The sequence below is a fragment of the Pseudomonas sp. SMV71 genome (assembly GCF_052042015.1).
In the GTDB taxonomy this organism is placed as follows: domain Bacteria; phylum Pseudomonadota; class Gammaproteobacteria; order Pseudomonadales; family Pseudomonadaceae; genus Aquipseudomonas.
On record NZ_JBKGGU010000029.1, the window covers coordinates 35,582 to 60,472 of the forward strand.

A 24,891-nucleotide genomic window follows, 5' to 3' on the forward strand; every position below is an offset into this window, starting at 1 on the left:
AGTAAGAGTCCAATGACGGACCGGTGGTCTCTCCTGCGCCTGATGCCAAGGAGAGAAAGCATGAGAATGGAAGTCAGCCGGCATGGCCCGTGGGGCTGTGCGTTGTTAGGCGTGCTGCTGGCGCCGTCCGCCGGTGCCGCCCCTTCGTTGTCACCGCAGATACCCTTCGATGTCACTGTCACCCAACCGGTCTCCCTGTCCAGTCTGCAAGCCAATTTCGATGACTTGTCGTGGCAGACCTTCATTGCCCTGAGCTGGCCGGCGACGGACACCGGCAACCCAGACACCGGCACCTCGATCGGCAAGCAGGACGCGGCGACCGTATGGGAAAGCTGGAAGGAGAGCTACCAGATTTTCCGTGCCAAGGGCCAGGCGCCGCTGCCTTGGGGCGCCCCGGCGACCCTTCCCGAGGCCTGCAAGTCGCTCAAGCCTGGCCGTCTGTTGCAGCAGATGGGCAAGGTGCCCGATGTGCTGGATGAATTCATCCAGCCCTTCGAAAGCGGTCCGCTGGTGGATCAGAACGGCAGCTACACGCGCAACGAAATCGTGGTCAACCAATCGATGTTCAACGACATCGTCGACAACGGCTTGTACAGCATCGAAGGCCAGCAGGCGTTCTTTGCCGCGAAGCCGACCAACGCCGTGGCGTTCAGTTGTGGCATCGCCGAAAAGAAACAGGTTGGTGCGCTGATGGTCAAGGCGTCGTGGAAAGTGCTCGGCCCCAATGACCGGGCGCAGGATTTCCACACCGTCGATGCGCTGGTCTACACCCCGGGCAACAACGATCCGAGCCATGGGCCGATTGTCGAGCAATCGTGCAGGGCCGAGCCGGTGGGGCTGGTGGGCCTGCACATCGTGCATAAGACCAACAGTGCGGCACAGTGGGTCTGGTCGACTTTCGAGCATGTGAACAATGTGCCGGAAAAAACCACGCCCCTGGCCCAGCGCACGGGCCCGTATCTGTTCTACAACGCGGCCAGCAAAAGCGACATCAACCAACCGCCGCCACGCCCATGGAACCCGGCCGTGAAGGCGACGCCCTCGCAAATCGTGCGGGACATACCGCTGACCGACGCGACCAAAACCTTGAACGCCAGCTATCAGGCGCTGTTGCGTACGGTCAATCCTAAGAGCGTGTGGGCGAACTATCAGTTGATCAGCACTCAATGGCCGTCGGACCCACAACCGAGCTGCCAGATTTCGGCCGCCAATCCCCTGGGCAACCCGGCGCCCCCGTTCCTGGCCAACGCCACCCTGGAAACCTACATCCAGGGCACCACGCCGCAGGCGTCGTCCAGTTGCATGGCCTGTCACGGCAACGCCGCCACCCATGTCACCGAGTCCCCGCGTACCAGTTTCGCGGATTTCACCTATTTGCTCGAACGCGCACAGTCCACAGGCGCGACAAGGAGTCAGCCATGAGCAGTGATCTGGATAATTTCGTTGGCCTGTCATCGGCCCTGACTGGCATTCCCGCTGATCGGCTGGCGCCAGCCATCGACCAGGTGGGGTTGCCGCCAATCTTCCTCGAATTCATCACCCCGCGGATCACGCCTGATGTACTCAACGCGCTGCTGACCCAGTACGCCACGTTGGCGGCCGACCACGTACCGCCGGACCAGATTGCCCAGGCGGTGCTGATGAACGGGTCAAGGCCTGCCGTCACCCAGGCTGCCCAGGCGGCGCGCTCGATCATGAAACTCTGGCTGCTGGGTGTCTGGTATCAGCCTTATGCCACTGGGAATTTCAAGTCGACCGATTCGACGGTGGTGTCCGACCAGGCGTATATCCAGAGTTGGGCCTGGAAAATCGCCCAGGCTCACCCCATGGGCTACAGCGAGATGTTCTTCGGCTACTGGAACAGCCCGCCGCCCAGTCTTGAGGATTACACCGGGGTGCCCGCGAACACGCAGCAAGGAGCCTCGTCATGAGCACTGAACAAGCCGAGGTGATCATCGTTGGCGCGGGGCTGGCCGGCAGCATCATCGCTTATCAATTGGGCATGGCCGGGATCGACGTGCTGGTGCTCGAATCCGGACCGGAAATCCCGGCCAACCGCGCCCAGTACCTGGAGCGTTTCTACACGACCACGTTGAAAACCCCGGAATCGCCGTATCCGCCGGTTTCGACCCTGGACACGCCGCGGGACCCGAGCCAGGAAAATGCCCCTCGGGCAACCATCGCCGACCTGATCCTCGGCTGGAACGATCCCAAGGTCAGCTACCTGGTCCAAAAAGGTCCGCTGCCCTTCAACAGCACCTACGAGCGGGTGGGCGGCGGGACGACCTGGCATTGGGTCGGGACATGCCTGCGCATGGTGCCGAACGACTTTCGCCTGAAGTCCAAGTATGGCGTCGGCGTGGACTGGCCCATCGGCTATGACGACCTGCAAAGCGCCTACTGCCGGGCCGAGGCGGAAATCGGTGTGTCGGCCAATGTCGCCGACCAGGCCTATCTGGGCATGACCTTTCCTGAGGGCTATGCCTTCCCGATGCACAGCATTCCCTTGTCGCTGGTCGATGGCAGTTTCGTCACGGCGGTGGCGGGGCAGACCTTCGACGGTCTGCCGCTGGTGGTCAGCCCGACGCCGGCCGGGCGCAACTCGCAACCTTATGCGGGGCGCCGGGTGTGCGCCGGCAATACCAACTGCACGCCGATCTGCCCGATCCAGGCCAAGTACGACGCGACCGTGACCATGAACAAGGCGTTGGCGACGGGCAAGGTCCGAGTGCTGTACCGGACGGTCGCCAGCAAGGTGACCGTCGGGGCGGACAGCAACATCAGTGGGGTGCAATTCATTCAGTATCAGCTGGGCGACGGCCCGGCCACCGGCACCGGCGTGGCCGTGGGGCAGCGATATGTGATCGCCGCCCATGCCATCGAAACTCCCAAGCTATTGCTCAATTCCACTTCTACGGCCTGGCCCAAGGGTGTTGCCAATAGCAGCGGGCAGGTGGGGCGCGGGCTGTCCGATCACCCGATTTACCTGGCCTGGGGATTGATGCCCGAAGGCAAGACGATATTCCCCTACCGCGGCCCTCTGTCCACTGCGGGCATCGAGAGCCTGCGCGACGGTGACTTTCGTCACCAGCGGGCGGCGTGGCGCATCGAAATCGGCAACGAGGGCTGGAACTGGCCGGTGGGCGATCCCTATGTCACGGTGGCCGATTTCATCGACGGCGCGAATAACAGCAGCACTAATCCACTGCCCTCGAAACAGACGCCCCCGCCGCCCAATCAGGTTCTTTACGGAACGGCGCTGATTCAAAAACTCAATCTGTTGTTCACCCGCCAGTTCAGGATTGCGTTTCTGGTGGAGCAGGTGGAGGACGATCCTGATAACGCCACGTGCTACATCGTGCCGTCGGCCGATTACAAGGATCGGCTGGGCATTGCCCGGCCGGAAATCCACTATGACCTGTCCGAATACACCAAGAAGGGATTCCAGCAGGCCAAACGCTTGGCTACCCACATCATCGAGGATCTGCTCGGCGCGGCGGAACTGACCAAACCCCTCCCGCCCGGAACGTTCACCTATGACAATGAGCCCTACAGTTTCCAGGGTGCCGGGCACCTGATGGGCACCTATCGCATGGGGGACGATCCGACGAAATCGGTGGTCGACAAGTTCCAGCGCAGTTGGGACCACAAGAACCTGTTCCTGGTGGGCGACGGTGTTTTCCCCAGCACCGGGACCTCGAACCCGAGCCTGACGATTGCGGCGTTGTCGTTCCAGGCCGGGGATACACTGTCCAATGACCTGCGGGCCGTGACGATGCAAGTCGCGGCGAACAAGGCTTGGCAGGGCACCGGCGTGCAGCTCGGCGGGCCGGTGCCGCGCCTGGTGCGCTACGTCAGTGGGCTGTGGTGCGCCAGCCCGCAGGGCGGCGATGTGGATGGCAACGGTGGTTCGAGGCACATCGACTATGCCTCTTACGCGCTGCCCGGTGCTGCGGAAGGTGCGCTGGTGGGTCGTATCGGCAACAGTGGCACGCCGTTTTTGGTCGGCGATCTGCGCCAGCTTCCGGAAAACCAGTCAGGGGAACTGCAACTGTGCATCAACGATGACCTGACCGGCGCTTATGGGAAGGGGCTGACCGACAACACCGGGGCGCTGACGGTGCGGGTCGAGTTCGGCACCGTTTGAAGCCCGGAAGGTAAGGGGCGAGCTCTTGTGGGATGTATGTGAGGCTGGCGACTGGCACCTGCCCTGTGGGAGCGGGCTTGCCCGCGAAGGCGTCTGATCGGCCGACATCGATGTTGACTGATCCACCGCTTTCGCGAGCAAGCCCGCTCCCACAAATGTGCCCTCAGACCGCCGAACGCACCCCGCGCAACGCCACCGGTCCGGCACGCTCTTCGATGGCGCGCTTGAGCTCGCCTCGCAGTCCCAGCAGGAATCCGGCTTCGACCACCACGAACAACGGCCCGACAATCAGCCCGGTGAGGTCATCGACAAACGCCGGTTTGCGGCCTTCGTAATAGTGCCCGACGAACTGGATCACCCAACCCACCACAAACATCCCCAGGCCACTGCCCAGCCACATCGAGGTGCTTTGCGCCGCCAGTACCTGGCCCAGCCACACTGCCAGGCCCAGCAGCACCGTCATCAGAACGCCCAGGCGCAGCTCCAGGCGCAGGTAGAACCAGGCACTGGCCACCGCCGCCAGCAGCGCCGGCGAGACCAGGACCGCGCCCACTGGCCAGCCCGGGCGGGACAGCAATACCGCGACCGCGACGAAGATCAGCGGAATACCAATGAAATGGCTGGCGATGTTGCGGGGGTCGCGATGGTAGGCCGCGTATTGACTGAGATGATCAACGAGGTTTTTCATTGTTGTTCCTCCTGAGGTGATACCTGCATGATGCCCAGGTTCCACCAGGCGCTCTGTCAGTTAGCCGACACTTGTCCGGAGTTTCCATGAATTCTCATCCCTGGCAGGCACACTTGATGGCCGGTCACTGGTTCAGCCATCTGCCTGCCGAGCTACAGGATAGCCTGCTGGCAATGTCGCGGGTGCGCCGCCTGTTGCCCGGGCATCGGCTGTTCCAGCGCGGCGATCAACCCTGTGGGATGTATGCCGTGCTGGAGGGCGCGGTGCGGATCGGCGCGGTGAGCGAACAAGGCAAGGAGGCGCTGCTGAGTGTGGTGGAGGCGCCCCACTGGTTCGGCGAGATCTGCCTGTTCGATGGGCAACCGCGTACCCACGATGCAGTGGGTGTCGGCCAGTGCACACTGTTGCATCTGCCCCAGGCGCCGTTGTTGCAATTGCTGGAAACACAACCGGTGTACTGGCGGCACCTGGCGTTGCTGATGAGCCAGAAACTGCGCCTGGCCTTCATCAACCTCGAACACCAGAGCCTGATGCCCGCCCCGGCCCGCGTCGCCCACCGCCTGCTGCTGATTGCCGAAGGCTACGGCGAAATCGAACCGGCCCGGCGTGTCCTGCAACTGCCCCAGGAACAACTGGCGCTGATGCTTTCGCTGTCACGCCAGACCACCAACCAGATCCTCAAGGATTTCCAGGCCCAGGGCATTGTCCACCTGGGGTATGGCGAGATCGAAATCCTCGACATCAAGCGGTTGCGGGCGTTGAGCACGGCTTGAACCAGACAACCCAAAACCCGTGGCGAGGGAGCTTGCTCCCGCTCGGCTGCGTAGCAGTCGCAAAACCGACACATGCGGTCTGCCTGGAAAAATGCAGGGGCGTGCTTCGCAGGCCAGCGGGAGCGAGCTCCCTCGCCACGGTGGGGTTGTGTGGCACCGAATAGGGATCGACCCTGGTTTCCTGTGGGAGCGAGCCTGCTCCGGGCGGCGATCCGACAATGAAACGGTCCAGCTAGCGCACCCCATCGCGAAACTGCCCCGGCGTCATGCCGGTCCAGCGCTTGAATGCACGGCTGAAGCTGCTGGTGTCGGCAAAACCCAGCAGGTAGCTGACTTCGCTCAGCGAGCAATTCGGGTCGCGCAGGTGCAGCAGCGCCAGGTTTTCCCTGCACTCATTGAGCAGCGCGTCGAAGCGGCAGCCTTCGTCGGCCAGGTGCCGTTGCAGGCTGCGCAGGCTCAGGTGCATGGCCTTGGCGATGTGCTCGGCGCTGGGTTCGCCTTCCGGTAGCTGGGCCTCGATGGCCGCACGCACCTTGCGCTCCCAGGTCAGCGGCTGGAGCTGGGCGAGGGTGCGCTTGAGCACCGTTTCGTTGTGTTCGGCCAGTTCCGGGTTGGCGTCGTCCAAATGCCGGTCGAAGTCATCGAGACCGAACTCCAGGTAATCCTGCTCGGCTGCAAAGTGCACCGGCGAACGGAACACTTTGTGCCACGGGCTGGGGTCCGCCGGCTCCGGGCGTCGCAGGTACACCGCCAATGGCGCATAGTCGCGGCCCAGCCGATTGCGACAGGTGCGCACGTAGATCGCGGCGAAGGCGTCGATGGCTTCGAAGGCTGGCGCCGGCCGGTCCTTGGGTGCGTCGAGCATGAAGCGGTAGCGGTCTTTGCCACGGCTCAATTGCAGCGTCAGCGCGTCACTGACCACCGGGTGATAACGCACGATCCGCTCGAACACTTCCCGCAGGCTTCCGCTGGCGACCAGGGCATAACCCAGCGCATGAAAGGTGGTGGGGCTGACGAAGCGCGAGACCCGCAATCCGATCGCCGGATCGCCGCTGGCCTGCACTGCCAGAGTCCACAGGCGCGTAGTGGCCGAGAGCGGATAGCGGGCGTTCGGGTCGTCCATCAACTGCGGGTCGAGGCCGGCCTCCACGCACAGGGCATGGCTGTCCACGCCCAGCGCATCCAGCTGTTTGCGCAGGGCTCGGGTCCAGCTGGCGAGAGAGGTCGGTTCCGTCATGACGATTGGCGCTTGCGGTCAACAGGTTGGCGTTTACGGCTACCACCCTGGGAGATCAGGCCCGGCAGGATGAGCGCATCGATAACAGAGGATTTAAGCCATGCACGGCACTTGCGCAAGCCCCGAGCGATTGAATGCACAACAGCGATCCGCCCATATTCGCCAAGTGGTCCTGGCCCGGGGCGAACAATTGCGCCAGCGGTATCCGATCCTCAGGCACCAGGACGCCTTGGGGGCGGGCATCCTGGCGTTCGCCCTGGCCGGGATGATCGGTTCGGCGCTGCTCTACATCAATGGTCATCTGGCCGGTTGGGCGTGCCTGCTGCTCAACGCTTTCTTTGCGTCCCTGACCCATGAACTGGAACATGACCTGATCCACAGCATGTACTTTCGCAAGCGACGCCTGCCCCATAACCTGATGATGGGCCTGGTGTGGCTGGCGCGGCCGAGCACCATCAACCCGTGGATCCGCCGTCACTTGCACCTCAACCATCACAAGGTCTCCGGCAGCGAGGCCGACCTGGAGGAACGCGCCATTACCAACGGCGAGCCCTGGGGACTGGCGCGGTTGCTGATGGTCGGCGACAACGTGATGTCGGCGCTCATCCGGTTGTTGCGGGCCGGGACCTGGGCGCACAAGCGCAGCATTCTCAAGCGCACCCTCAAGGTGTATTTCCCGCTGGCGTTGCTGCACTGGGGCGCCTGGTATGTGTTCCTCGGTTTTCACGGTGCCAATGGCATCGCCGGGTTGCTCGGCACGTCGATTGATTGGTCGACGAACACCCTGGCGGTGATGCAGGTGATCGACATCGCCGTGGTGGTGATCATCGGCCCGAACGTGCTGCGGACCTTCTGCCTGCATTTCATCAGCTCGAACATGCACTACTACGGCGACATCGAACCGGGCAATGTCATTCAGCAGACCCAGGTGCTCAACCCATGGTGGTTATGGCCGTTGCAGGCGTTCTGCTTCAACTTCGGCAGCAGCCACGGGATCCATCATTTCGTGGTGAAGGAGCCGTTCTACATTCGTCAATTGACGGTACCTGTGGCCCACAAGGTGATGCGTGAGATGGGCGTGCGCTTCAATGATTTCGGCACTTTTGGCCGGGCGAACCGATTCGTGCGCCAGGAGAGCGTCGTCAGGGAGGGTGGGGATACTGTCCGGGCGTGAGGCGGCCCGTGCGAAGAACCTGTGGCGAGGGAGCTTGCTCCCGCTGGGCTGCGCAGCAGTCCCAAAAAACAGGGCCGCTACGCGCCCCAGCGGGAGCAAGCTCCCTCGCCACAGGAATGGGTATGACTAGAACTGATAGCTCACGGTCGCCGCCACATTGCGCTCTTCGCCCATATAGCAATAACTCAAGCTGGCGCACGAGGCGATGTAGCTTTCGTTCGTCAGGTTGTTCGCGTTCAGGCGAACGTCGACGCCTTTCAAGCCGACCTTGCCCAGGTCATACCCCACCGAGGCATCGAACAGTGTGTAGGACGGCACCTTCATGGTGTTCTCCGCGTCCGCCCAGCTATAGCCGACGTAACGCACGCCGCCGCCCAGGCGCAGACCATCGAGCGCGCCGCTGTCGAACTTGTAGTCGGCCCAGACCGAGGCCATGTGACGCGGCGCCTGGGTCGGTGAGTTGCCCTTGTTTTCAATGATATCGGTGGTGGTGCTCAGGGTGCTGATCATCGATTTCGAATACTCGATATCGGTGAAGGTGTAGCTGCCCAGTAATTTCAACTGTTCGGTCAGTTGCAGGTGCGCCTCCAGTTCCAGGCCTTGGGAGCGCACGGCCCCGACGGCGCGGTAGAAGTTTTCCTGGGGCAGCTTGGTCGCCAGGTTCTCCTGGTCGATGCGGAACAGCGAGGCCGTGTACAGGTCGTCGGTGCCCGGTGGCTGGTACTTCAGGCCCAGTTCCCACTGCTTGCCGTCGGTGGGTGCCAGCGGGTTGCCGGCGGCGTCGGCGTAGGAGTTGGGGTTGAACGACTCGGAGTAGCTGATGTACGGCGCCAGGCCGTTGTCGAACAGGTACAGGGCGCCGGCGCGACCGGTGAGCTTGGTGCGCTTGTCGCTGATCTCGGTGCCTTGCGGGCGACCGGCTTCGGCGATGCGGTTTTCGTCGGACGTTTCGACCCAGTCCTGCCGCAGGCCCAGAGAGAAGCGCCATTGGTCCATCTCGATCAGGTCTTGCAGGTAGACGCCGGTCTGCTCCAGGCGCCGCAGGTAGCTGGTGGGGCTGTAATAGGTGATGGCCGAGTTGCCGTAGACCGGGTCGAAGGCATTGATCGGCGCAAGGCTGCCACTGGTCCAATCGACCACCGTCTTACGCCGTTGATAGTCGGCGCCCATCAGCACGGTGTGCTTGGTCGCGCCGGTAAAGAACTCGGCTTGCAGCATGTTATCGACAATGAAGGCGTGGAGCTTTTCTTCGGCGCTGGTGTAATAGCGGTTCAGCTCATTGCTGGTGGGGGTGGTCCAATCGTAGGCATAGACCTGGTCGTTCTTGACCGCCGAATCCAGGTAGCGGAAGTTCTGTCGGGCTGTGAAGACATCGTTGAAGCGGTGTTCGAACTGGTAGCCGAACGACTGCTGGTCTCGTTCATACCCGTCGATGCCGGGCTCGCCTTCGAAGAAGTGTTCGGAAATGCGCCGGCCATTGCGCGAGTGCAACGTGCCGGCCGCCGGCATGCCACCGTGATAGCCGCCATCGGGGTCATGTTGCAGATAAGCCTGGAGCGTCAGCGAGGTGTCTTCGCTGAAGTCGATGTTCACCGTGGGCGCGAGGGCGAAGCGCTTTTCCTTGTTGTGGTCGAACTGGGTGTCCGAGGTGTCCGCCAGGCCGATCAAGCGATAGGTGATGCGTTTGTCATCATCCACCGGCCCTGTGAAGTCGAAACCCATGCCGCGCTGGCCTTGGGTGCCGACCGTGGCCTGGGTCTGGCGATAGGCCTCGTACAAGGGTTTTTTGCTGGTGAGCGCCACCAGGCCGCCCGGAGAACTGCGGCCATAGAGCACCGACGACGGACCCTTGAGGATATCGACCCGCTCCAGGAAGTACGGGTCGACCTGAATCGAGCTGTAGGTCCCGCTGTCCCCCATGGACTTGAGGCCGTCGAGGTAGATGTTGTCCACCGAGCCGTCGTTGAAGCCGCGCATCGCCACGTAGTCGTAGCGGTGGGTCGCGCCGTAGGGGTTGGTCAGTACACCAGGGGTATAGCGCATGGCCTGGGACACGGTTTGCGCGCCTTGGTCATCCATTTGCTCGCGGGTGACCACGGACACGCTTTGCGAGGTTTCCCGTAGCGCGGTGCTGGTTTTGGTGGCGACCTGGCTGTGGGTGGCGTTGTAGCCCTCCATGCTGCCCAGGGCGTTACCGAGTGCGAAACCCCGGATGTCGGTGGCCGCCAGCTCCAGGCTGTTGCTCGCGGGTGCGGTTTGCAGCACGTAACTGTTGCCGTCCTGGCTCACGGCTTCCAGTCCCGAGCCGCTGAGCAGGTGGCTCAGGGCCTGGTCGGGTGAATAATCGCCCTTGAGCCCCGGTGACTGGACACCGCTGGTTTGTTCCGGAGTGCTGGCCAGGGTGATGCCGGCCTGGCGGGCGAATTGATTGAGGACCTCGCTCAGCGGGCCGGCGGCGATGTTGTAGCTCTGACGGCTGGCCGTTACGCCATTGTCTGCGGCAATCACCCACGCCGGGATGGCGCCGACACCCAGCACGGTGGAGAACAGCGCCGCGTGGACCGCCTGGCGCAGCCGGCCCGGTTGCGCGGATGTGATGCGGGAATTGTTGTGAGGTAAGCGCTCAGTCATTGTAGGTTCCGTTGGAGTCGCTGAAGGCAGATAAGCGTTGCTTACTGTCCTAGCCGGACATCGGCCTGAAACCCGCCAAAAAAAATCACGCCAGGCGTTCCACCGTGACCCACCATCGGGTGCGATAGCGAATCCGCACCGCGAGCGTGCGAGGCAGGATGGCCAGCAATTTGTCGGTGTCCTCCAGGCGAAACACCCCCGACAAGCGCAGGTCGGCGATGGCTGCCGCGCATTTCAGATAACCCTGACGGTAGCGGCCTACCTCATTGAGGAAGTCCTGCAGACGCATGTTGCGGGTGACGATCAGCCCGTCCACCCAGGCGTCGGCATCCATGTCCAGGGAGGGCGACAGCGTCGCGGTCGACGAAGTGACCCGATAGCTTTGCCCCGCCGTCACCTGGATGGGCGCGCCGTTGCTGCCGGGATGGGAGCGGATCGCCACGCTGCCACTGGTAACGCTCAAGCGCGTGCAGTCGCTGTCCTGGCGCACGACAAAACGTCCTTCGAGCCCTTCGAACAGGCCATGTCGGCTTTGGACCCGCAGCGGGCGCCCCGGGTCGCGGTGGCAGGTGAGCATGATTTCACCCCGGACCAAGGTAATCAGACGCTGTTCGGCGCTGAAGTCCAGATCGGCGGCGCTGTGAGTATTGAGTTCAAGCCGCGTGCCATCCGGCAGTTGGAAGCCGCGTCGTTCACCCGTGGCAGTGGCGAAATCGGCGTTCCACGTTTGCCAGCCCAGATCTTTGCCCAGCCAGGCGGCACCGCCCATCAAAACAACGCCCGACAAGAGTTTCAGGGCCTGGCGACGACCGAGGCGCTGGGCACTGTTTTCCAAGGTGTCGAGGGCGATGTGGGCACCGGGCACGGCCCGCAGGTTCGCACTCAGTTCGCTGTGCAGCGATTGCACTCGCTGCCAGGCCAGTTCGTGCTCAGGGTGCGCCGCGCGCCATAGGTCGCACTGTCGCCGCAGCGTCGGGGCGCTGGCATGATTGCGCAAGCGCAGCAACCAGTGGATCGCTTGCCTGACCACCTGCTGCGACGGGCGACTGGGATGGGCCTGAGGGTTTTCCAACGGCTCAGCTTTCATAGCGCAGCACATAACAGTGGTACAGCGCATCGGCGACATAGCGTTCCACCGACCGCAACGAGATGCCCATCTGTTCGGCAATCTGTTTATAGGTCAGTCCTTCGCACTGGGCCAGCAGGAAGGCTTTGCGTACTTTCGGCTTGAGGCCTTCGAGCATCCGCGCAATGGCTTCGAGCAATTCCAGAATCAGGGCCTGTGCTTCCGCCCCTGGGGTTTCGGCCTCCGGGAGATGAGCGATGGTTTCCAGATAAGCGCGTTCGATTTCTTCGCGCCGCCAGTGATCGATCACCAGGCCTTGGGCGATGGTCCGCAGAAAAGCCCGTGGGGCCTTGAGCTCCAGGCGTTCGCTGCGCTGCAGCAATCGGACAAAGGTGTCCTGCGCGAGGTCTGCGGCATCGGCGGCATTGCCCAATCGGGTGCGCAGCCAGGTGTTGAGCCAGCCGTGGTGATTGCTGTAGAGCGTCTGTACTGCTAGCTGGGGAGATGACATGAACACGACGGCCTGGGTATCACAAATGATAATAGGTCGCATTGTCATCATGCCCCGGTGAATTTGCAACCACCGTCGGACTGCCGTGTCCTCTTGTCGCCTGTTTCTTTTAACGACTAATTTTTTTCAGTGGCTTGCCGACAGCTTGGTGAGCGTGCACCAAAGTGGAGCGAGGTCAAAAGCCCCGTCTACGCTTTACCTGCAACCGCAACCGGAATGCACCCCCACTCCTGCATAAGAAGCCCCATCGATGAATCTGAAGTTCAGTCACAAAATCCTCCTGGCCGCCTCTGGTGTCGTGGTCCTGGCGTTTGCCCTGTTCACGCTCTACAACGACTATTTGCAGCGCAGCACCATCGGCAGCAGCCTCGAATCTTCCATCGAGCAGTCCGGTGACCTGACAGCCAGCAGTATCCAGAACTGGATGAGTGGCCGCGTGCTGGTGCTGGAAAACCTTGGCCAGAACATCGCACACCAGGGCGCCAATGCGGATCTGGCGGGGCTGGTGGATCAGCCGGCGCTGACTTCTAACTTTCAATTCACCTATGTGGGCCAGGCCAACGGGACGTTCACCCAGCGCCCGGACGCCAAGATGCCTGACGGCTACGACCCGCGTCAGCGGCCCTGGTACAAACAGGCCGTGAGCATTGACAAGACTATGCTGACCCCGCCCTATTCGGCGGCCGTCGGCGGTCTGGTGGTGACCATTGCCTTGCCGGTCAAGAAGAACGGCGAACTGCTCGGTGTCGTGGGCGGTGACCTGAGCCTGGAAACCCTGGTGAAAATCATCAACTCGGTGGACTTCGGTGGGATTGGCCATGCGTTCCTGGTCAGCGGCGACGGTCAGGTGATCGTCAGCCCGGACAAAGACCAGGTGATGAAGAACCTCAAGGACATCTACCCCAACACGCCGGTGCGCATCGCCAAGGGCATCCAGGAAGTCGAGCTGAACGGGCAGGATCGGATCCTTTCGTTCACCCCGGTGACCGGCCTGCCGAACGCCGAATGGTATATCGGCCTGTCCATCGACAAGGCCAGGGCCTACGCGCCGCTGAGCCAGTTCCGTACGTCCGCGCTGATCGCGATGTTCATTGCGGTGGCTGCCATTGCATTGCTGTTGAGTATGCTGATTCAGGTGCTGATGCGTCCGCTGACCACCATGGGCCGCGCCATGCAGGACATCGCCCAGGGCGAAGGCGACCTGACCCGGCGCCTGGTGGTGCAGGGCAAGGACGAGTTCGCGGTGCTGGGCGGCTCGTTCAACCAGTTCGTGGAGCGGATCCACGCGTCGATTTGCGAAGTGTCTTCCGCCACCCGGCAGGTGCATGACCTGTCGCAGCGGGTGATGACCTCATCCAACGCTTCGCTGGTCGATTCGGATGAGCAGAGCGCGCGGACCAACAGCGTGGCGGCGGCCATCAACCAACTGGGCGCCGCGACCCAGGAAATCGCCCGCAATGCCGCCGACGCCTCGCAACACGCCAGTGGCGCCAGCGAGCAGGCCGATGACGGTCGTCAGGTGGTGGAGAAAACCATCCAGGCCATGACCGAGCTGTCGCAGAAGATCAGCCTGTCGTGCACCCAGATCGAAACCCTGAACGCCAGCACCGACAACATCGGGCATATCCTGGACGTGATCAAGGGCATCTCCCAGCAGACCAATTTGCTGGCCCTCAACGCGGCGATCGAAGCGGCCCGCGCCGGTGAGGCCGGGCGTGGTTTTGCGGTGGTGGCCGACGAAGTGCGCAACCTGGCGCATCGTACCCAGGAGTCGGCGGAAGAAATCCACAAGATGATCACCTCGCTGCAGGTCGGTTCGCGCGAGGCGGTGACCACCATGAACGCCAGCCAGGTTTCCAGCGAAGAAAGCGTGGAAGTGGCGAACCAGGCCGGCCTGCGGCTGGTCAGCGTGACCCAGCGCATCGGCGAGATCGACGGCATGAACCAGTCCGTGGCGGCGGCGACCGAAGAACAGACCGCCGTGGTGGAAACCCTCAACATGGACGTCAGCCACATCAACCTGCTGAACCAGCAAAGCGTCGCCAACCTCAATGAAACCTTGAAGGATTGCGACGCCCTGTCACAACAGGCCAAACGGCTGAAGCAGTTGGTGGATAGCTTCAAGATCTGAACCTCACGAAAGCGGTCAGCCAGCCAGCATCACTGCAAGCTGAACGACCGCTTTCGCGAGCAAGCCCGCTCCCACAGGGGACTGGTGGTGCTCCCGGATCTCGAGTCCAACCTGGAACCCATTGTGGGAGCGGGCTTGCTCGCGAAGGCGTCCGTCCAGCCACCATCACCATCAACTGACCCACCGCCATCGCGAGCAGGCTCGCTCCCACAGGGGACTGGTGGTGAATCCGGATCTCGAGTCCACCGGTGAACTTTTCGTGGGAGCGAGCCTGCTCGCGATGGCGTCAGTCCAGCCACCATCACCGTCAACTGACCCACCGCCATCGCGAGCAAGCCCGCTCCCACAGGGGACTGGTGGTGCTGCCGGATCTCGAGTCCAACCTGGAACCCATTGTGGGATGGTCAGGTGAACATCGCCTGTACGTTCCCCATCGCCTCGTCGGCGAAGCCTTGCAGGAAGTCTCTGAAGCCCGACGGGGTGTGGGCGTCGGTGTGGTCGGCGATGATGGTCCAGGTGGCGCGGCAGCGGTTGGCGGCCAGGGGTTCGACGCGCATGGCCGCCCACAAGTTGTCGATGCCCAGGGTGTTATAGATCAGGGTCCAGGTCATGTGCATGGCCTGGTCGTCACGGCTGTTGAGCTGTTCCACCACCAAGTTTTGTCCATCGGCGAAGAATTTCTTGCGCAGCGACCGCACGCCCTCTCCGGTCATTTCGATGCGCTCAAGGGCCGGGATGAAGCGGTTGAATCCGCCAAAGTCGCCCACCAGTTCCCAGGCACGAGCAGCATCGGTCGATATTTCCACCGAGGTTTCGACCTGGCAGGCGTGGGGGTTCTTGATCAGGGTATCGGGTTGAAAGGTACTCATGGTCTTGCTCCTTGCTTTGCGGTTGAGGTGCTTCAAATGAAGTCGATGGCTTTGAGGTAGTCGGCGCCGCGACGCAGCAGGGCCGGGGATTTTTCCGGGTAGCGGGCACCCATCTGCCGGACCCCGGTGCGGGCGTTGTCGTGGCGGATCAGCGAGATATCGCCGATGTCCTCCTCGAACCCGTTGAGGTAAAACCCCAGCACGCCAAACAGCGCGTTGTCGGCATCGACCCGGCCCAACTGCCGTTGCCAGTCGGCGACGCTCACCAGGGAAAACTCCCGGCCGCTTTCACGGAACGACGCGACATAGGCGTCCCAACTCAAGGGTTCGGGGTTGTGCAGGTTGAACACCGCCTGTGTCGGCTGGTAGCGGCTGGCATGGAAGGCAATGAAACGGGCGAGGAAATCCACCGGCATCAGGTCGAAATTGAGCGACAGGTCCGGCACCTGGCCGAGCTGGATCGAGCCCTTGAGCATCAGCATCAAACGGTTCTTGTGGGGCTGGCAGACCCCGGTCAGGCTGTTGAAACTGATGTTGCCCGGGCGGAACAGGTTGACCCACACCCCACGTTCCCGTGCCCGCTGCAGGATCCGCTCGCCCACCCATTTGGACAGGTTGTAGCCGTTCTTGATGTAGATCGGCGGCGTTGGCGCGGCGGGTTGTTCCAGCACCTGCCCATTGGCATCCAGGGCACTGGACGCCGACAACGTGGAGACGAAGTTGAAGATTTTCTTGGTGCGCCCTTCACACAAACGCAGGCATTCGAAGATCGGCTCCACGTTATCCCGCGCCAGGGACTCGTAGTCGAGCACGTGGTTGACGTGGGCGGCGTTGTGCACCAGTGCGCCGAAGGTACTGTCGATGCGGACGTAGATCTCGTCCGGCAAACCCAGTTGAGGCTGGGTGATATCGGCGGCATAGACGCTGACCCGATTCAGGTCCAGGTGAGTCAGGCGGTTGTCCTGCAGGGCCTGGGAAAACCGCTCTGCCGCGCTTTGCCCGCCGGATGCGCGTACCAGGCATGCGACTTCGGTGGCCCCCCAGGCCAGCAGCGCTTCGACGATGTGCACCCCGAGAAAACTGTTCGCACCGGTCACCACCACTTTGTGCACATCGCCGCACTGGCTGATGGGCAGCGGCTCGATATTGAGCGGCGCCTGCGCATCGATAAAGGCTTGGGGGCTCAACACCGGGGCATTGTCTTGCTCCGGGCCGTCGAGCAACTTCGCCAGGGTCAGCAACGTGGGTGCCTCGATGAAGCGATTGATCGACAGGCTGCGCCCGAAGCTCTGGCGCAGGCTCAGCAGCAGTTGCGACAGCAGGATCGAATGCCCACCGAGATTGAAAAAACTTTCGTCGGTGGCGATGTCTTCCGGCGGCAACTCCAGCAGCTCCGCCCAGAGGCTTTGCAGTTGGGTTTCCAGCGGGGTTTGCGGCTGGCGTCGCTGGCTGGCGCTGTGCATCTGCACCGCAGTCGCCAGCAAAGCCCGGCGATCGACTTTGCCATTGCTGGTGTAAGGCAGGCTGGGCAACTCGACGTAGGCCGCGGGGTGCATGTAGCTGGGCAGGGTCTTCTGCACGTGCTCGCGCAGGGCCTGAAGGGCAGCCTGTTGCTGCGGATGAACCAGGAACGCCAGGATCCGCCGGCGTTCGTCCACACCCACCGCCACCTGGCGAAACAATTGGCTTTCGCGCAGGCAATGCTCGATCTCTTCGGGCTCGACCCGGAAACCACGGATCTTCACCTGGTTGTCGCGCCGCCCGCTCAGCTCGATGCCGTTATCCGTCCACTGGCCGATGTCGCCGGTGCGATAGACCCGCAACGCCTGCCCGTCGGGTAGCGTCAGGTCGAGGTAGCGGCGGGCGCTGAGCAACGGGTCGTTCAGATAACCCAGGCCAACACCCGGCCCAGCGATGTACAACTCGCCGGGTATGCCCTGGGGCACCGGTTGCAGTTGTTCGTCGAGGATGAGCACCCGGCAATTGGCAATGGGCACGCCGAGGTTGCGGTTGTTGTCGCCGACGCCGAACTGCCGGGTGGTCGCCAGCACTGTGGTTTCGGTCGGGCCGTAGATGTTGTGGAACTGGCACTGTGGCGCGAGCCGCTCGATCACGAATGGCTCGCAGACATCGCCGCCGGTGATCAGGTGCGTCAGGCCCAGCGGTTTTTTCAGCGGCATGACGCTCAGCAGCGCCGGCGGCAGAAAGGCGTGGGTGATCTGCTGCTGGTGAATCAGCGCGACCAATTGCTGTGGATCGCGGCGCTGGTCTTCATCGGGCGCCACCAGCAGGGCGCCGTGGATGAAGGTCGGCAGGATATCCAGCAGCGACGCGTCAAAGTTGATGGTGGAAAACTGCAGTGCCCGGCTGTCGCGCCGCAAGCCGACGTAGTCGCCGTACCAGGCGCAGAAATGACTCAGGTTGCGATGGCTGAGCAGCACGCCTTTGGGCTGGCCGGTAGTGCCGGAGGTGTAGATCGCCACCGCCGGCTCGTCGATCTCCACGGTGCGGCGGATCAACGAGGCCGGAATATCCGGTGTGGTTGCAGGCAGTCGACGCACATCCAGGGTCGGCAGCGAAAGAGTGCCCAAGTCGCTGGTGCCATCGTGCACCAACAGGCTGGCCTTGGCGTTCTCCAGGATAAAGCGCCGGCGTTGCGCCGGATGTTGCGGGTCCAGCGGCAGGTACACCGCCCCGCAACCCAGTACCGCCAGGATAGCCGCATACAACGGCGCGGATTTGGGCAGGCACACCGCAATCACCGGTCGAGAACTGGGCCTGTGGGAGTCGGGCTCGCCCGCGATGAACGATGACTCGGTCTGGTTGGGTAGCGCTGTGTCTGCATCGCGGGCGAGCCTTGCTCCCACCAGCGTCGCTTCCACTGAGCCGACGCGTTCCAGCTGCCCCAACACCGCTTGCTGCACCCTGAGCGCCAGGCGGCGCAGGGATTTGTAATCGACCAATTGCCCATCGACCCACAGGGCCGGGCGCTTCGCGTCATCGAGCATGCGCTGTTCGATGCTGTGCATCACCGGTACCTGGGCGGCGGCCAGCAGCCAGGGCACGGCTGGCCGATTGAGACGATGCTCGAACGCCAGCGGCTCCAGCGCATCGAGCGCCAGCAACGGGGTATCGACAGGCTCGGCTTGCATCGCAAGCGCTTGATCGAAGCAGCTATCGTCCCGTGACAACTGGCTGACCAGCCGCGCGCCGCTCTCGACCACCGCGGCCACGACCCGCAGGCGCAACGACTGACCATTGCCGTCGTTTTGGGTGGCGATGAGCTCTTGGGCCAGCAGGTGCTGTGCGGCGTTGCGCAAAATCACTATCGGTTGTGGCAAACGCTCGCCAGGCACGCTGCGCAGTGCCACGCGTATCTCAAGGCGGGAACGGGCTTCAATGGCGCAGGCAACCGTGCCGTCATCGATCACCAGGTCGACGGCCGGGTTGATCGGCGATTGGAGGCCCACGACAACGTGGCCATGCAGTTCAAGCTCCCGGGCCAGTTCGGCGATCGCCTGGCTGGTGCCAGGCACTGCAATTTCGAGGCGTCTCATTGAAAGCTCCTCATGGGGTCAGGTAGTCGGCGAGGGCGTCGCGTACGCAAGGGGAGGCGAGCATTGAGCTGCCGCGGAAGAAACGCATGATGTTGCCCACCAGGGGATGGAAGCGATTGATCGGGTAGGCCAGCGCACTGGCGTCTTCACGCAGCGCCTGGCGCACCGATTCGTCGACCGGCAGGTGGGCGATCAACTCGAAGTCGAACGCCTGTTGCAGATCGCTCGCCAGGTATTGGGCGATGAATCCGGGCATCAAGCGCGCAATCGCCTCACGATCCGCTTCGGGCGCGCTGCGCCAGTACATCTGCACCAGCCGCGTCCAGAATCCGGAGTGCCGCCCTTCGTCGAGCAGATGGTCGGCCATCAGGCCCTTGATCGACGCCTTGACCGAGTCGTCCCGAGCGAAGGCCGCCACTTCGTTGGTCACGGTGTTCTCGGCGATGGCGATGCAGATCAGCTCCACCGCACTGAGCAAATGCTCTGGCGTGCGTGCCAGGGTCGCCGGTATCGCCCGGCTGAGTTCGATCTGTTGCGGCAACGGGATTGGCTCGACGCCGGTCATGTCGATGGTCTGCTGCATGAAATCCATCGCCACCAGCGCGTGATAATCCTCGTCCACCACCACCGTCATTGCGTCGTAGCGGCAGGCGAACGGGAACTCGATGCCGAAGCGGTTCTTGGCGATGCGGCGGGCGGTGTGGTCCACCAGTTCGGTCTCGAAAATCACCACGTCGTTGATGAACTTGTAGAGGCTTTGCACCAGGGCAAAATCGCGCAGCTGCGGGCAGTGCGTGAGGAACGTCTGGCTGTGCACCATGGGCTGGCGGCTCATGGGGAAGATCAGCTTGTCGTCATCCTCGACCCGGCGCCGTGGCCGGGTGCGGATGGTGGCGCGGCTTTCCCATGTGTCGGCGAAAGACTGGTAGGGGATGGCGTTCATGGCATCACCTGCGCGACGGGTTGAGTCATGCTCTGACGCAGGCCATCCCACAGCGCTGCGCGGCTGTGCACGGCAGCGAGGGCCGCAGCGAGTACTTCGGCTTCGCGCTGCGGGTCGCCATCGATCAGCCGGGCCAGCAGTTTCTCCGCCGCCGGGCCGTGGTCTTCGGAATCGACCTCGATGTGCCGCTGCAGGTAGTAGCGAAAGGTCGGCGCCTGGTCCAGGCCAATGCCCCAGGCGTCCAGCATGCGCTGGAACATCTGCGGGATGACGCTCTCGCGACCGTGCACGAATGCGGCGGCGACGCTGTGGGCCGGTGCGTGCAGGGCGGTGTGCAGGGTCTGGCGAACGAAGCGCGCCGCGGCTGGCTCGACCTCGACACTGTCCAGCGCGGTCTCGGGGCTGACGCCCTCTTGCTGTAAGGTGATGAACTGCTCGATGGCACGGGTGTCCGCACCCACCTCGCGCATCGCGTCCAGGTACAGTTCGAAGTGGCTGCAATAGCCTGCGCCGGGACGATCATCGGACTCTTCGCCGAGCACGATTTCATTGATCAGGCGTGCCGCATGCGGGTCGGCTGGCGGCAGCCAGGGCAGGTGCACACAGGTGAGTTCGCGTTGCAGGCGCTTGGTCAGGGACATGAAGTCCCATACGGCAAACACGTGGCTTTCCATGAAACGGCGTAACAGATCAATTGATGTTATTTCGGAAAAAACCGGGTGTTGGCCTAGTTCGTGTTTTTTCAAAAATAGTTGTTCTTTGGTTGGCTGCATTGGAACGTCCTCATCAATGATTTTTTGTTCGGAAAGTTGCCCGTTCTTGATCGGGGCGAACGGGCGCCTGAACCGAAGTCCATAAATTTTCCAGAATGAATCAGCTGTTCGCTTGGGTAGCGGGTGTCGGTCTGTAGCGCTTGGATACAGGGCTTCATCGGCGGCGAGTGCGCTCGATAACAATTCGACGCATAAAAAACTAATACACAAAACAAGTAGGCGGCAAGTGGATTTTTAATTATTTAAATCGCAACTTTTATTAGGTGCGAAGTTGCTTATTAAAACTTGTCTGATAAGTTTTATTCGGGCGAAGAAGCTCCTTCCGATTTATAAGTATCAGAATCGAACAGTACGAGTGAATGCCTCACTCGGAGCACTTCAAGGGACTGGGGAATCAGGACATTTATGTTTTAGGGGAGACGTCGGTCGGACCTCCGAACATCCCGCCGGTTGGACGACGCTCCTTGCGTGTTGGCTTCGATTCGCCTGGTAGCTTCCAGGCGCTGACTTCTTCAGGTCTGTTTTTTTATCGACAAACGCAAGAGTGAGCCCAAATCGATGGCAGTGCCATGGACCTGAGTGAACGCCGAATCGCGGTCACGGCCGGGCCGCGCCAGGGAGGCGAGAAAGGGCTGGGAAGGATGTGTAAGAAGTTTTTACGCCGACCGGATCGTCGGCGTGCGCTCAACGATTCGATTGCTGTTCCAGATACCGGCGCATGGTGACCGAGGCTTTTTCCAGATGCAGTTCCAACAAGCCAACGGCCTTGTCGATGTCTTTGTCCGCAGTAGCCTGGAGCAGGGCGCGATGATCGTCTTGACTCAACTTGCCCAGGCCCATGGAGGACAGGTGAAAGCGCAGGAAACGCTCTTCTTCGTTGAGTTCGCGTTCGATCAGGTCCAGCAGCTTGCTATTGGGTGCTCTGTGATAAAGCGACATATGGAACAGCCGGTTGAGCTTGCCAATTTCGGCGTGTTCGGTTTGCGCTTCCAGTTGTTCGATGTAGCGGGCGGCCTGCGTCAGGTCATCGGCATCGAGCAGCGGGATCGACAAGCGCAGGGCGAAGGATTCCAGGACCGTTCGTAGCTGGTACGTTTCCACGGCATTGTTGGTGATCAGCGGAGCGACCACGGCACCCTTGTGCTGGACCACGTTTAACAATGACTGGGCCTCGAGCTGGCGCAATGCCTCGCGCACCGGCATGCGGCTCACCCCGAACAGGTCGGCCAGTTCCTGCTGGCGCAGGGCAGTACCGCTAGGCAGGCGTCCATCGAGGATGGCCTCGCGCAGCGCCCCTTCAATGATCGAACGTGCTTGATCGGCCGCAATGGGCCCATCGACCTGGATAGTGCTGAGCGGCTTAGGCTTCTGTGTCACGACAACGCACCTTGGCTGAACATCCTGGATTGGATCCATGCCAACATTAGTGACAGATGACCCGGTCGTCAAAATCTCGCGGGTCCGGTTCCTGAACTAGAGTTTAGCGTGCCTTCGGTGATTGCACCTTGCCATTGTCTTTTCCCGGGCCAGGCTTCACCATCCAACGAATTTCCAACGGCCCCTTTTGGACGTACTTCCCTTGGCTGCACCTTACCCTGTCTTCAGGTCCTTGCGTTGGCTGTGTTCAGCATTATTGCTGGCCGGACTCATGCTGGGCGGGTTGCGGGCGGACTGGGATTTCGGGCAGATCAGCCGGCGGGCGCAAGCCTTGTACGGGCCGCTGGGCGAAGGGCAGCAACGGATCGACGCCTGGCAACAGCTGTTGGCGACTCGCAAACAGCTCCCGGAACTGGAGCAGCTCAAGGTGGTGAACCTGTTCTTCAACAAGCAGGTGCGCTACGTGGAAGACATCGACCTGTGGCATGAGGTCGATTACTGGGAAACCCCGATCCAGGCCTTGTGGAAGGGCGCCGGGGATTGCGAAGACTACGCCATCGCCAAGTACTTCAGCCTGCGCCATCTCGGGGTGTCCAGTGACAAGCTGCGCATTACCTACGTCAAGGCGTTGCGACAGAACCGGGCGCATATGGTGCTCACTTACTATGCCACGCCCGAGGCGATGCCCCTGGTACTCGACAGCCTGATCGACGGCATCCTGCCGGCCAGCCAGCGGACCGACCTGCTGCCGGTCTACTCTTTCAATGCCGAAGGGCTGTGGCTTCCGGGCGCCAAGGGCAACAAGAAAGTCGGTGATACCAAGCGCCTGTCCCGGTGGCAGGATGTGTTGAAAAAAATGCAGGCCGAAGGTTTTCCGGTCGAGACGACTAACTAGGAGCACGCGCTCAGATGTCCTTGTTCAAACAGTTGTTGATCGCTATCTGTCTGTTCCTGGTGGTTGCCTTCAGCGGCAGCTTCATGGTCAGCCTGGAGAGCTCGCGGGCCCAGTACGTCAATCAGTTGCGCTCCCACGCCCAGGACGCGGCCACAGCGCTGGCGCTGTCGCTGACGCCGAACATCGACGACCCGGCGATGGTCGAGCTGATGGTCAGTTCGATTTTCGACAGCGGCTACTACGCGAGCATCCGCGTGGTCGATGTGGCGACCGACAAGACCCTGGTCGAGCGCACCGGCACCCCGGACGCCGGTAGCGTGCCGCAGTGGTTTGTCTCGCTCATCGGCCTGGAGCCGGCCGGTGGCGATGCGATCGTCAGCCGTGGCTGGGAGCAGGCGGCGCGGGTCGAGGTGGTCAGCCATCCGATGTTCGCCCTCGCCAAACTGTGGCAGAGCGCGCTGGGCAGCCTGGGCTGGCTGTTGCTGTGCGGCGCTGCGAGCGCGGTACTCGGGGCCCTGCTGCTGCGTCGCCAGCTCAAGCCGCTGGATTACATGGTGCATCAATCCCACGCCATTGCCCGGCGCGAATTCCTGAGCCTGCCGGAGCTGCCGCGTACCCCGGAGCTGCGCCGCGTGGTGCAGGCCATGAACCAGATGGTCGAGAAGCTCAAGGCGTTGTTCCAGGAGCAGGCCGAGCGTAGCGAGAAACTGCGCGTGGAGTCCTATCAGGACAATCTCACGGGCCTGGCCAACCGGCGCTACTTCGAAATGCAGCTCAACGCCCGGGTGAGCAACCCGGAGCAGGCCAGCTCCGGTTACCTGCTGTTGTTGCGAGTCAAGGACCTGGCCGGGTTGAACCAGCGACTGGGTGGTCAGCGCACCGACCAGCTGCTCAAGGCGGTGGGCGAGCAATTGCTGCGTGAAAGCGCGCGTTACCCGGAAACGCAGAACCTGGTGACGCGCATCCGCGGTGGCGAATTTGCTGTGTTGGCTCCCGGCCTGGTGCGCGAGGAAGCGTTGCAATTGGCGCACAACCTTGAGGCCGCATTGGCAAGCCTGCATGCCACCGGCGCGACGGATGTCGCGTCCGTGGCGACCATCGGGCTGGCACCGTTCGTCCATGGCGACTCGCCCCAGGCGGTGTTGCAACTCGGCGACCAGGCCTTGGCCCAGGCCGAGAGCCAGGGTGAACCGGTCTGCCTGGATCACAGCGCGGTAACTGCCGTCGGCGACGATCACCATGCCTGGCACACCTTGCTTGACCAGGCCCTGGGCCACCAGCGTTTCGAACTGTATTTCCAGCCGGTGGTGGCGGCGAACGACACCCAGGTGGTGCTGCATTACAAGGTGCTGTCGCGGTTGCTGGACGAACAAGGCCAGACCATCCCCGCCGGGCGCTTCCTGCCCTGGCTTGAGCGTTTCGGCTGGACCGCGCGCCTGGACCGGCTGATGCTTGAACAAGTGCTCAGGCAAATGGCCGGGCACGATCAATCCCTGGCGCTGAACCTGTCTTCAGCGACCCTGGCCGATCCCCAGGCGCTCCTTAAAATCTTTGAAATCCTGCGCGCCCATTCCAACCTCGGGCCACGCTTGACCCTGGAGATCGGTGAAGAACAATTGCCGGAGCAAGCGGTGTTGGAACAATTGACCCGGCAACTGCGCGAGCTGGGCTTCTCTCTGAGCCTGCAGCGCTTTGGTGGGCGGTTCAGCATGATCGGCAACCTGTCTCGGCTGGGGTTGGCCTATCTGAAAATCGATGGCAGCTATATCCGGGCCATCGATCAGGAGAGCGACAAGCGTCTGTTCATCGAAGCCATCCAGCGTGCTGCCCATAGCATCGACCTGCCGTTGATTGCCGAGCGGGTGGAGACCGAGGGTGAGCTGGCGGTGATTCGGGAGATGGGGTTGTTTGGGGTGCAGGGGCAGTTGGTTGGGGAGCCTCGGCGCTGGGCTTAAGGCTTGGATGCTGGAGCGCTTCACCTGTGGGAGCAAAGCTTGCTCGCGAGACGGCCTGACAGCCGACTTGTTTTTGCGGCTGTACCTCGATCCATTGTGGGAGCGAGCTTGCTCGCGATGGCGGTCTGGCAGTCGGCCGGGATTTTTTTGTATATATCCATTGC

At 62.3% G+C, this 24,891-nt stretch carries 18 protein-coding genes; 8 read left to right on the plus strand and 10 right to left on the minus strand.

Translation table 11 applies throughout. From position 1 onward, the window contains the following. The first annotated feature begins 60 nt into the window (after positions 1–60). From ACLEJQ_RS23695 to ACLEJQ_RS23705, 3 genes are read left to right on the plus strand one after another with little or no spacing between them, the layout of a single operon-like run. Positions 61–1,422 carry a cytochrome C gene (locus ACLEJQ_RS23695; protein ID WP_440799009.1) on the plus strand — a complete coding sequence of 454 codons (1,362 nt, stop codon included), beginning with the start codon at positions 61–63 and terminating at the stop codon, positions 1,420–1,422. Next, the gene (locus tag ACLEJQ_RS23700) at positions 1,419–1,931 is read left to right on the plus strand and encodes a sorbitol dehydrogenase (protein WP_440799011.1); all 513 of its coding nucleotides are present in this window, start codon (positions 1,419–1,421) and stop codon (positions 1,929–1,931) included. The genes ACLEJQ_RS23695 and ACLEJQ_RS23700 overlap by 4 nt, the downstream gene beginning before the upstream one ends. Then, positions 1,928–4,147 carry a GMC family oxidoreductase gene (locus ACLEJQ_RS23705; RefSeq protein WP_440799013.1) on the plus strand — a complete coding sequence of 740 codons (2,220 nt, stop codon included), beginning with the start codon at positions 1,928–1,930 and terminating at the stop codon, positions 4,145–4,147. Before ACLEJQ_RS23700 ends, ACLEJQ_RS23705 begins: the two co-directional genes overlap by 4 nt. Before the next feature lie 163 nt (positions 4,148–4,310). Here ACLEJQ_RS23705 and ACLEJQ_RS23710 read toward each other — a convergent pair whose 3' ends face one another. Next, positions 4,311–4,835, minus strand: coding sequence for an Mpo1 family 2-hydroxy fatty acid dioxygenase (locus tag ACLEJQ_RS23710; RefSeq protein ID WP_440799015.1), 525 nt, complete (start codon positions 4,833–4,835; stop codon positions 4,311–4,313). Between the two features lie 86 nt (positions 4,836–4,921). Between ACLEJQ_RS23710 and ACLEJQ_RS23715 the strand changes: the two genes are divergently transcribed. Continuing rightward, positions 4,922–5,608: a Crp/Fnr family transcriptional regulator gene (locus ACLEJQ_RS23715; protein ID WP_440799017.1), complete on the plus strand. Its 687-nt coding sequence runs from the start codon at positions 4,922–4,924 to the stop codon at positions 5,606–5,608. Between the two features lie 232 nt (positions 5,609–5,840). Here ACLEJQ_RS23715 and ACLEJQ_RS23720 read toward each other — a convergent pair whose 3' ends face one another. Further along, the gene (locus ACLEJQ_RS23720; protein ID WP_440799019.1) at positions 5,841–6,845 is read right to left on the minus strand and encodes an AraC family transcriptional regulator; all 1,005 of its coding nucleotides are present in this window, start codon (positions 6,843–6,845) and stop codon (positions 5,841–5,843) included. Positions 6,846–6,945: 100 nt separating this feature from the next. Here ACLEJQ_RS23720 and ACLEJQ_RS23725 point away from each other — a divergent pair, with 100 nt between their 5' ends. Further along, entirely contained in the window at positions 6,946–8,019 is a 1,074-nt protein-coding gene (locus ACLEJQ_RS23725; protein WP_440799021.1) for a fatty acid desaturase, read from the plus strand. A gap of 126 nt (positions 8,020–8,145) precedes the next feature. Here ACLEJQ_RS23725 and ACLEJQ_RS23730 read toward each other — a convergent pair whose 3' ends face one another. The 3 genes from ACLEJQ_RS23730 to ACLEJQ_RS23740 all read right to left on the minus strand — a co-directional run bounded on the left by ACLEJQ_RS23730 (position 8,146) and on the right by ACLEJQ_RS23740 (position 12,227). Beyond that, complete coding sequence (locus ACLEJQ_RS23730; protein WP_440799023.1) at positions 8,146–10,650, minus strand: TonB-dependent siderophore receptor; 2,505 nt, start codon at positions 10,648–10,650, stop codon at positions 8,146–8,148. 85 nt (positions 10,651–10,735) lie between these two features. Beyond that, on the minus strand, positions 10,736–11,737 hold the full coding sequence (locus ACLEJQ_RS23735) for a FecR domain-containing protein (protein ID WP_440799025.1): 1,002 nt from the start codon (positions 11,735–11,737) through the stop codon (positions 10,736–10,738). Further along, positions 11,727–12,227, minus strand: a complete 501-nt coding sequence (locus ACLEJQ_RS23740) for a sigma-70 family RNA polymerase sigma factor (RefSeq protein ID WP_440799027.1) — start codon at positions 12,225–12,227, stop codon at positions 11,727–11,729. Before ACLEJQ_RS23740 ends, ACLEJQ_RS23735 begins: the two co-directional genes overlap by 11 nt. Positions 12,228–12,477: 250 nt before the next feature. Between ACLEJQ_RS23740 and ACLEJQ_RS23745 the strand changes: the two genes are divergently transcribed. Next, positions 12,478–14,358 (plus strand): methyl-accepting chemotaxis protein, encoded by a 1,881-nt coding sequence (locus ACLEJQ_RS23745; protein ID WP_440799029.1) that lies wholly within the window; start codon positions 12,478–12,480, stop codon positions 14,356–14,358. Between the two features lie 404 nt (positions 14,359–14,762). Here ACLEJQ_RS23745 and ACLEJQ_RS23750 read toward each other — a convergent pair whose 3' ends face one another. From ACLEJQ_RS23750 to ACLEJQ_RS23770, 5 genes are all read right to left on the minus strand, one after another. Beyond that, positions 14,763–15,227, minus strand: coding sequence for an SRPBCC family protein (locus tag ACLEJQ_RS23750; protein WP_440799031.1), 465 nt, complete (start codon positions 15,225–15,227; stop codon positions 14,763–14,765). 32 nt (positions 15,228–15,259) lie between these two features. After that, on the minus strand, positions 15,260–18,784 hold the full coding sequence (locus ACLEJQ_RS23755; RefSeq protein ID WP_440799033.1) for an amino acid adenylation domain-containing protein: 3,525 nt from the start codon (positions 18,782–18,784) through the stop codon (positions 15,260–15,262). Positions 18,785–18,794: 10 nt separating this feature from the next. Beyond that, the gene (locus ACLEJQ_RS23760; RefSeq protein WP_440799035.1) at positions 18,795–19,727 is read right to left on the minus strand and encodes a diiron oxygenase; all 933 of its coding nucleotides are present in this window, start codon (positions 19,725–19,727) and stop codon (positions 18,795–18,797) included. Next, a complete protein-coding gene (locus ACLEJQ_RS23765) occupies positions 19,724–20,500 on the minus strand; it encodes a DUF3050 domain-containing protein (protein ID WP_440799037.1) in 777 nt (258 codons plus the stop codon). The genes ACLEJQ_RS23760 and ACLEJQ_RS23765 overlap by 4 nt, the downstream gene beginning before the upstream one ends. Before the next feature lie 684 nt (positions 20,501–21,184). After that, on the minus strand, positions 21,185–21,877 hold the full coding sequence (locus ACLEJQ_RS23770) for a GntR family transcriptional regulator (RefSeq protein ID WP_440799039.1): 693 nt from the start codon (positions 21,875–21,877) through the stop codon (positions 21,185–21,187). A 202-nt stretch (positions 21,878–22,079) separates the two neighbouring features. On the opposite strand from ACLEJQ_RS23770, the gene lapG reads away from it, so the two are divergent. Beyond that, positions 22,080–22,772 (plus strand): cysteine protease LapG, encoded by a 693-nt coding sequence (lapG, locus tag ACLEJQ_RS23775; RefSeq protein ID WP_440799041.1) that lies wholly within the window; start codon positions 22,080–22,082, stop codon positions 22,770–22,772. A 14-nt stretch (positions 22,773–22,786) separates the two neighbouring features. Beyond that, complete coding sequence (gene lapD, locus ACLEJQ_RS23780) at positions 22,787–24,727, plus strand: cyclic di-GMP receptor LapD (protein ID WP_440799043.1); 1,941 nt, start codon at positions 22,787–22,789, stop codon at positions 24,725–24,727. Positions 24,728–24,891 lie beyond the last annotated feature (164 nt).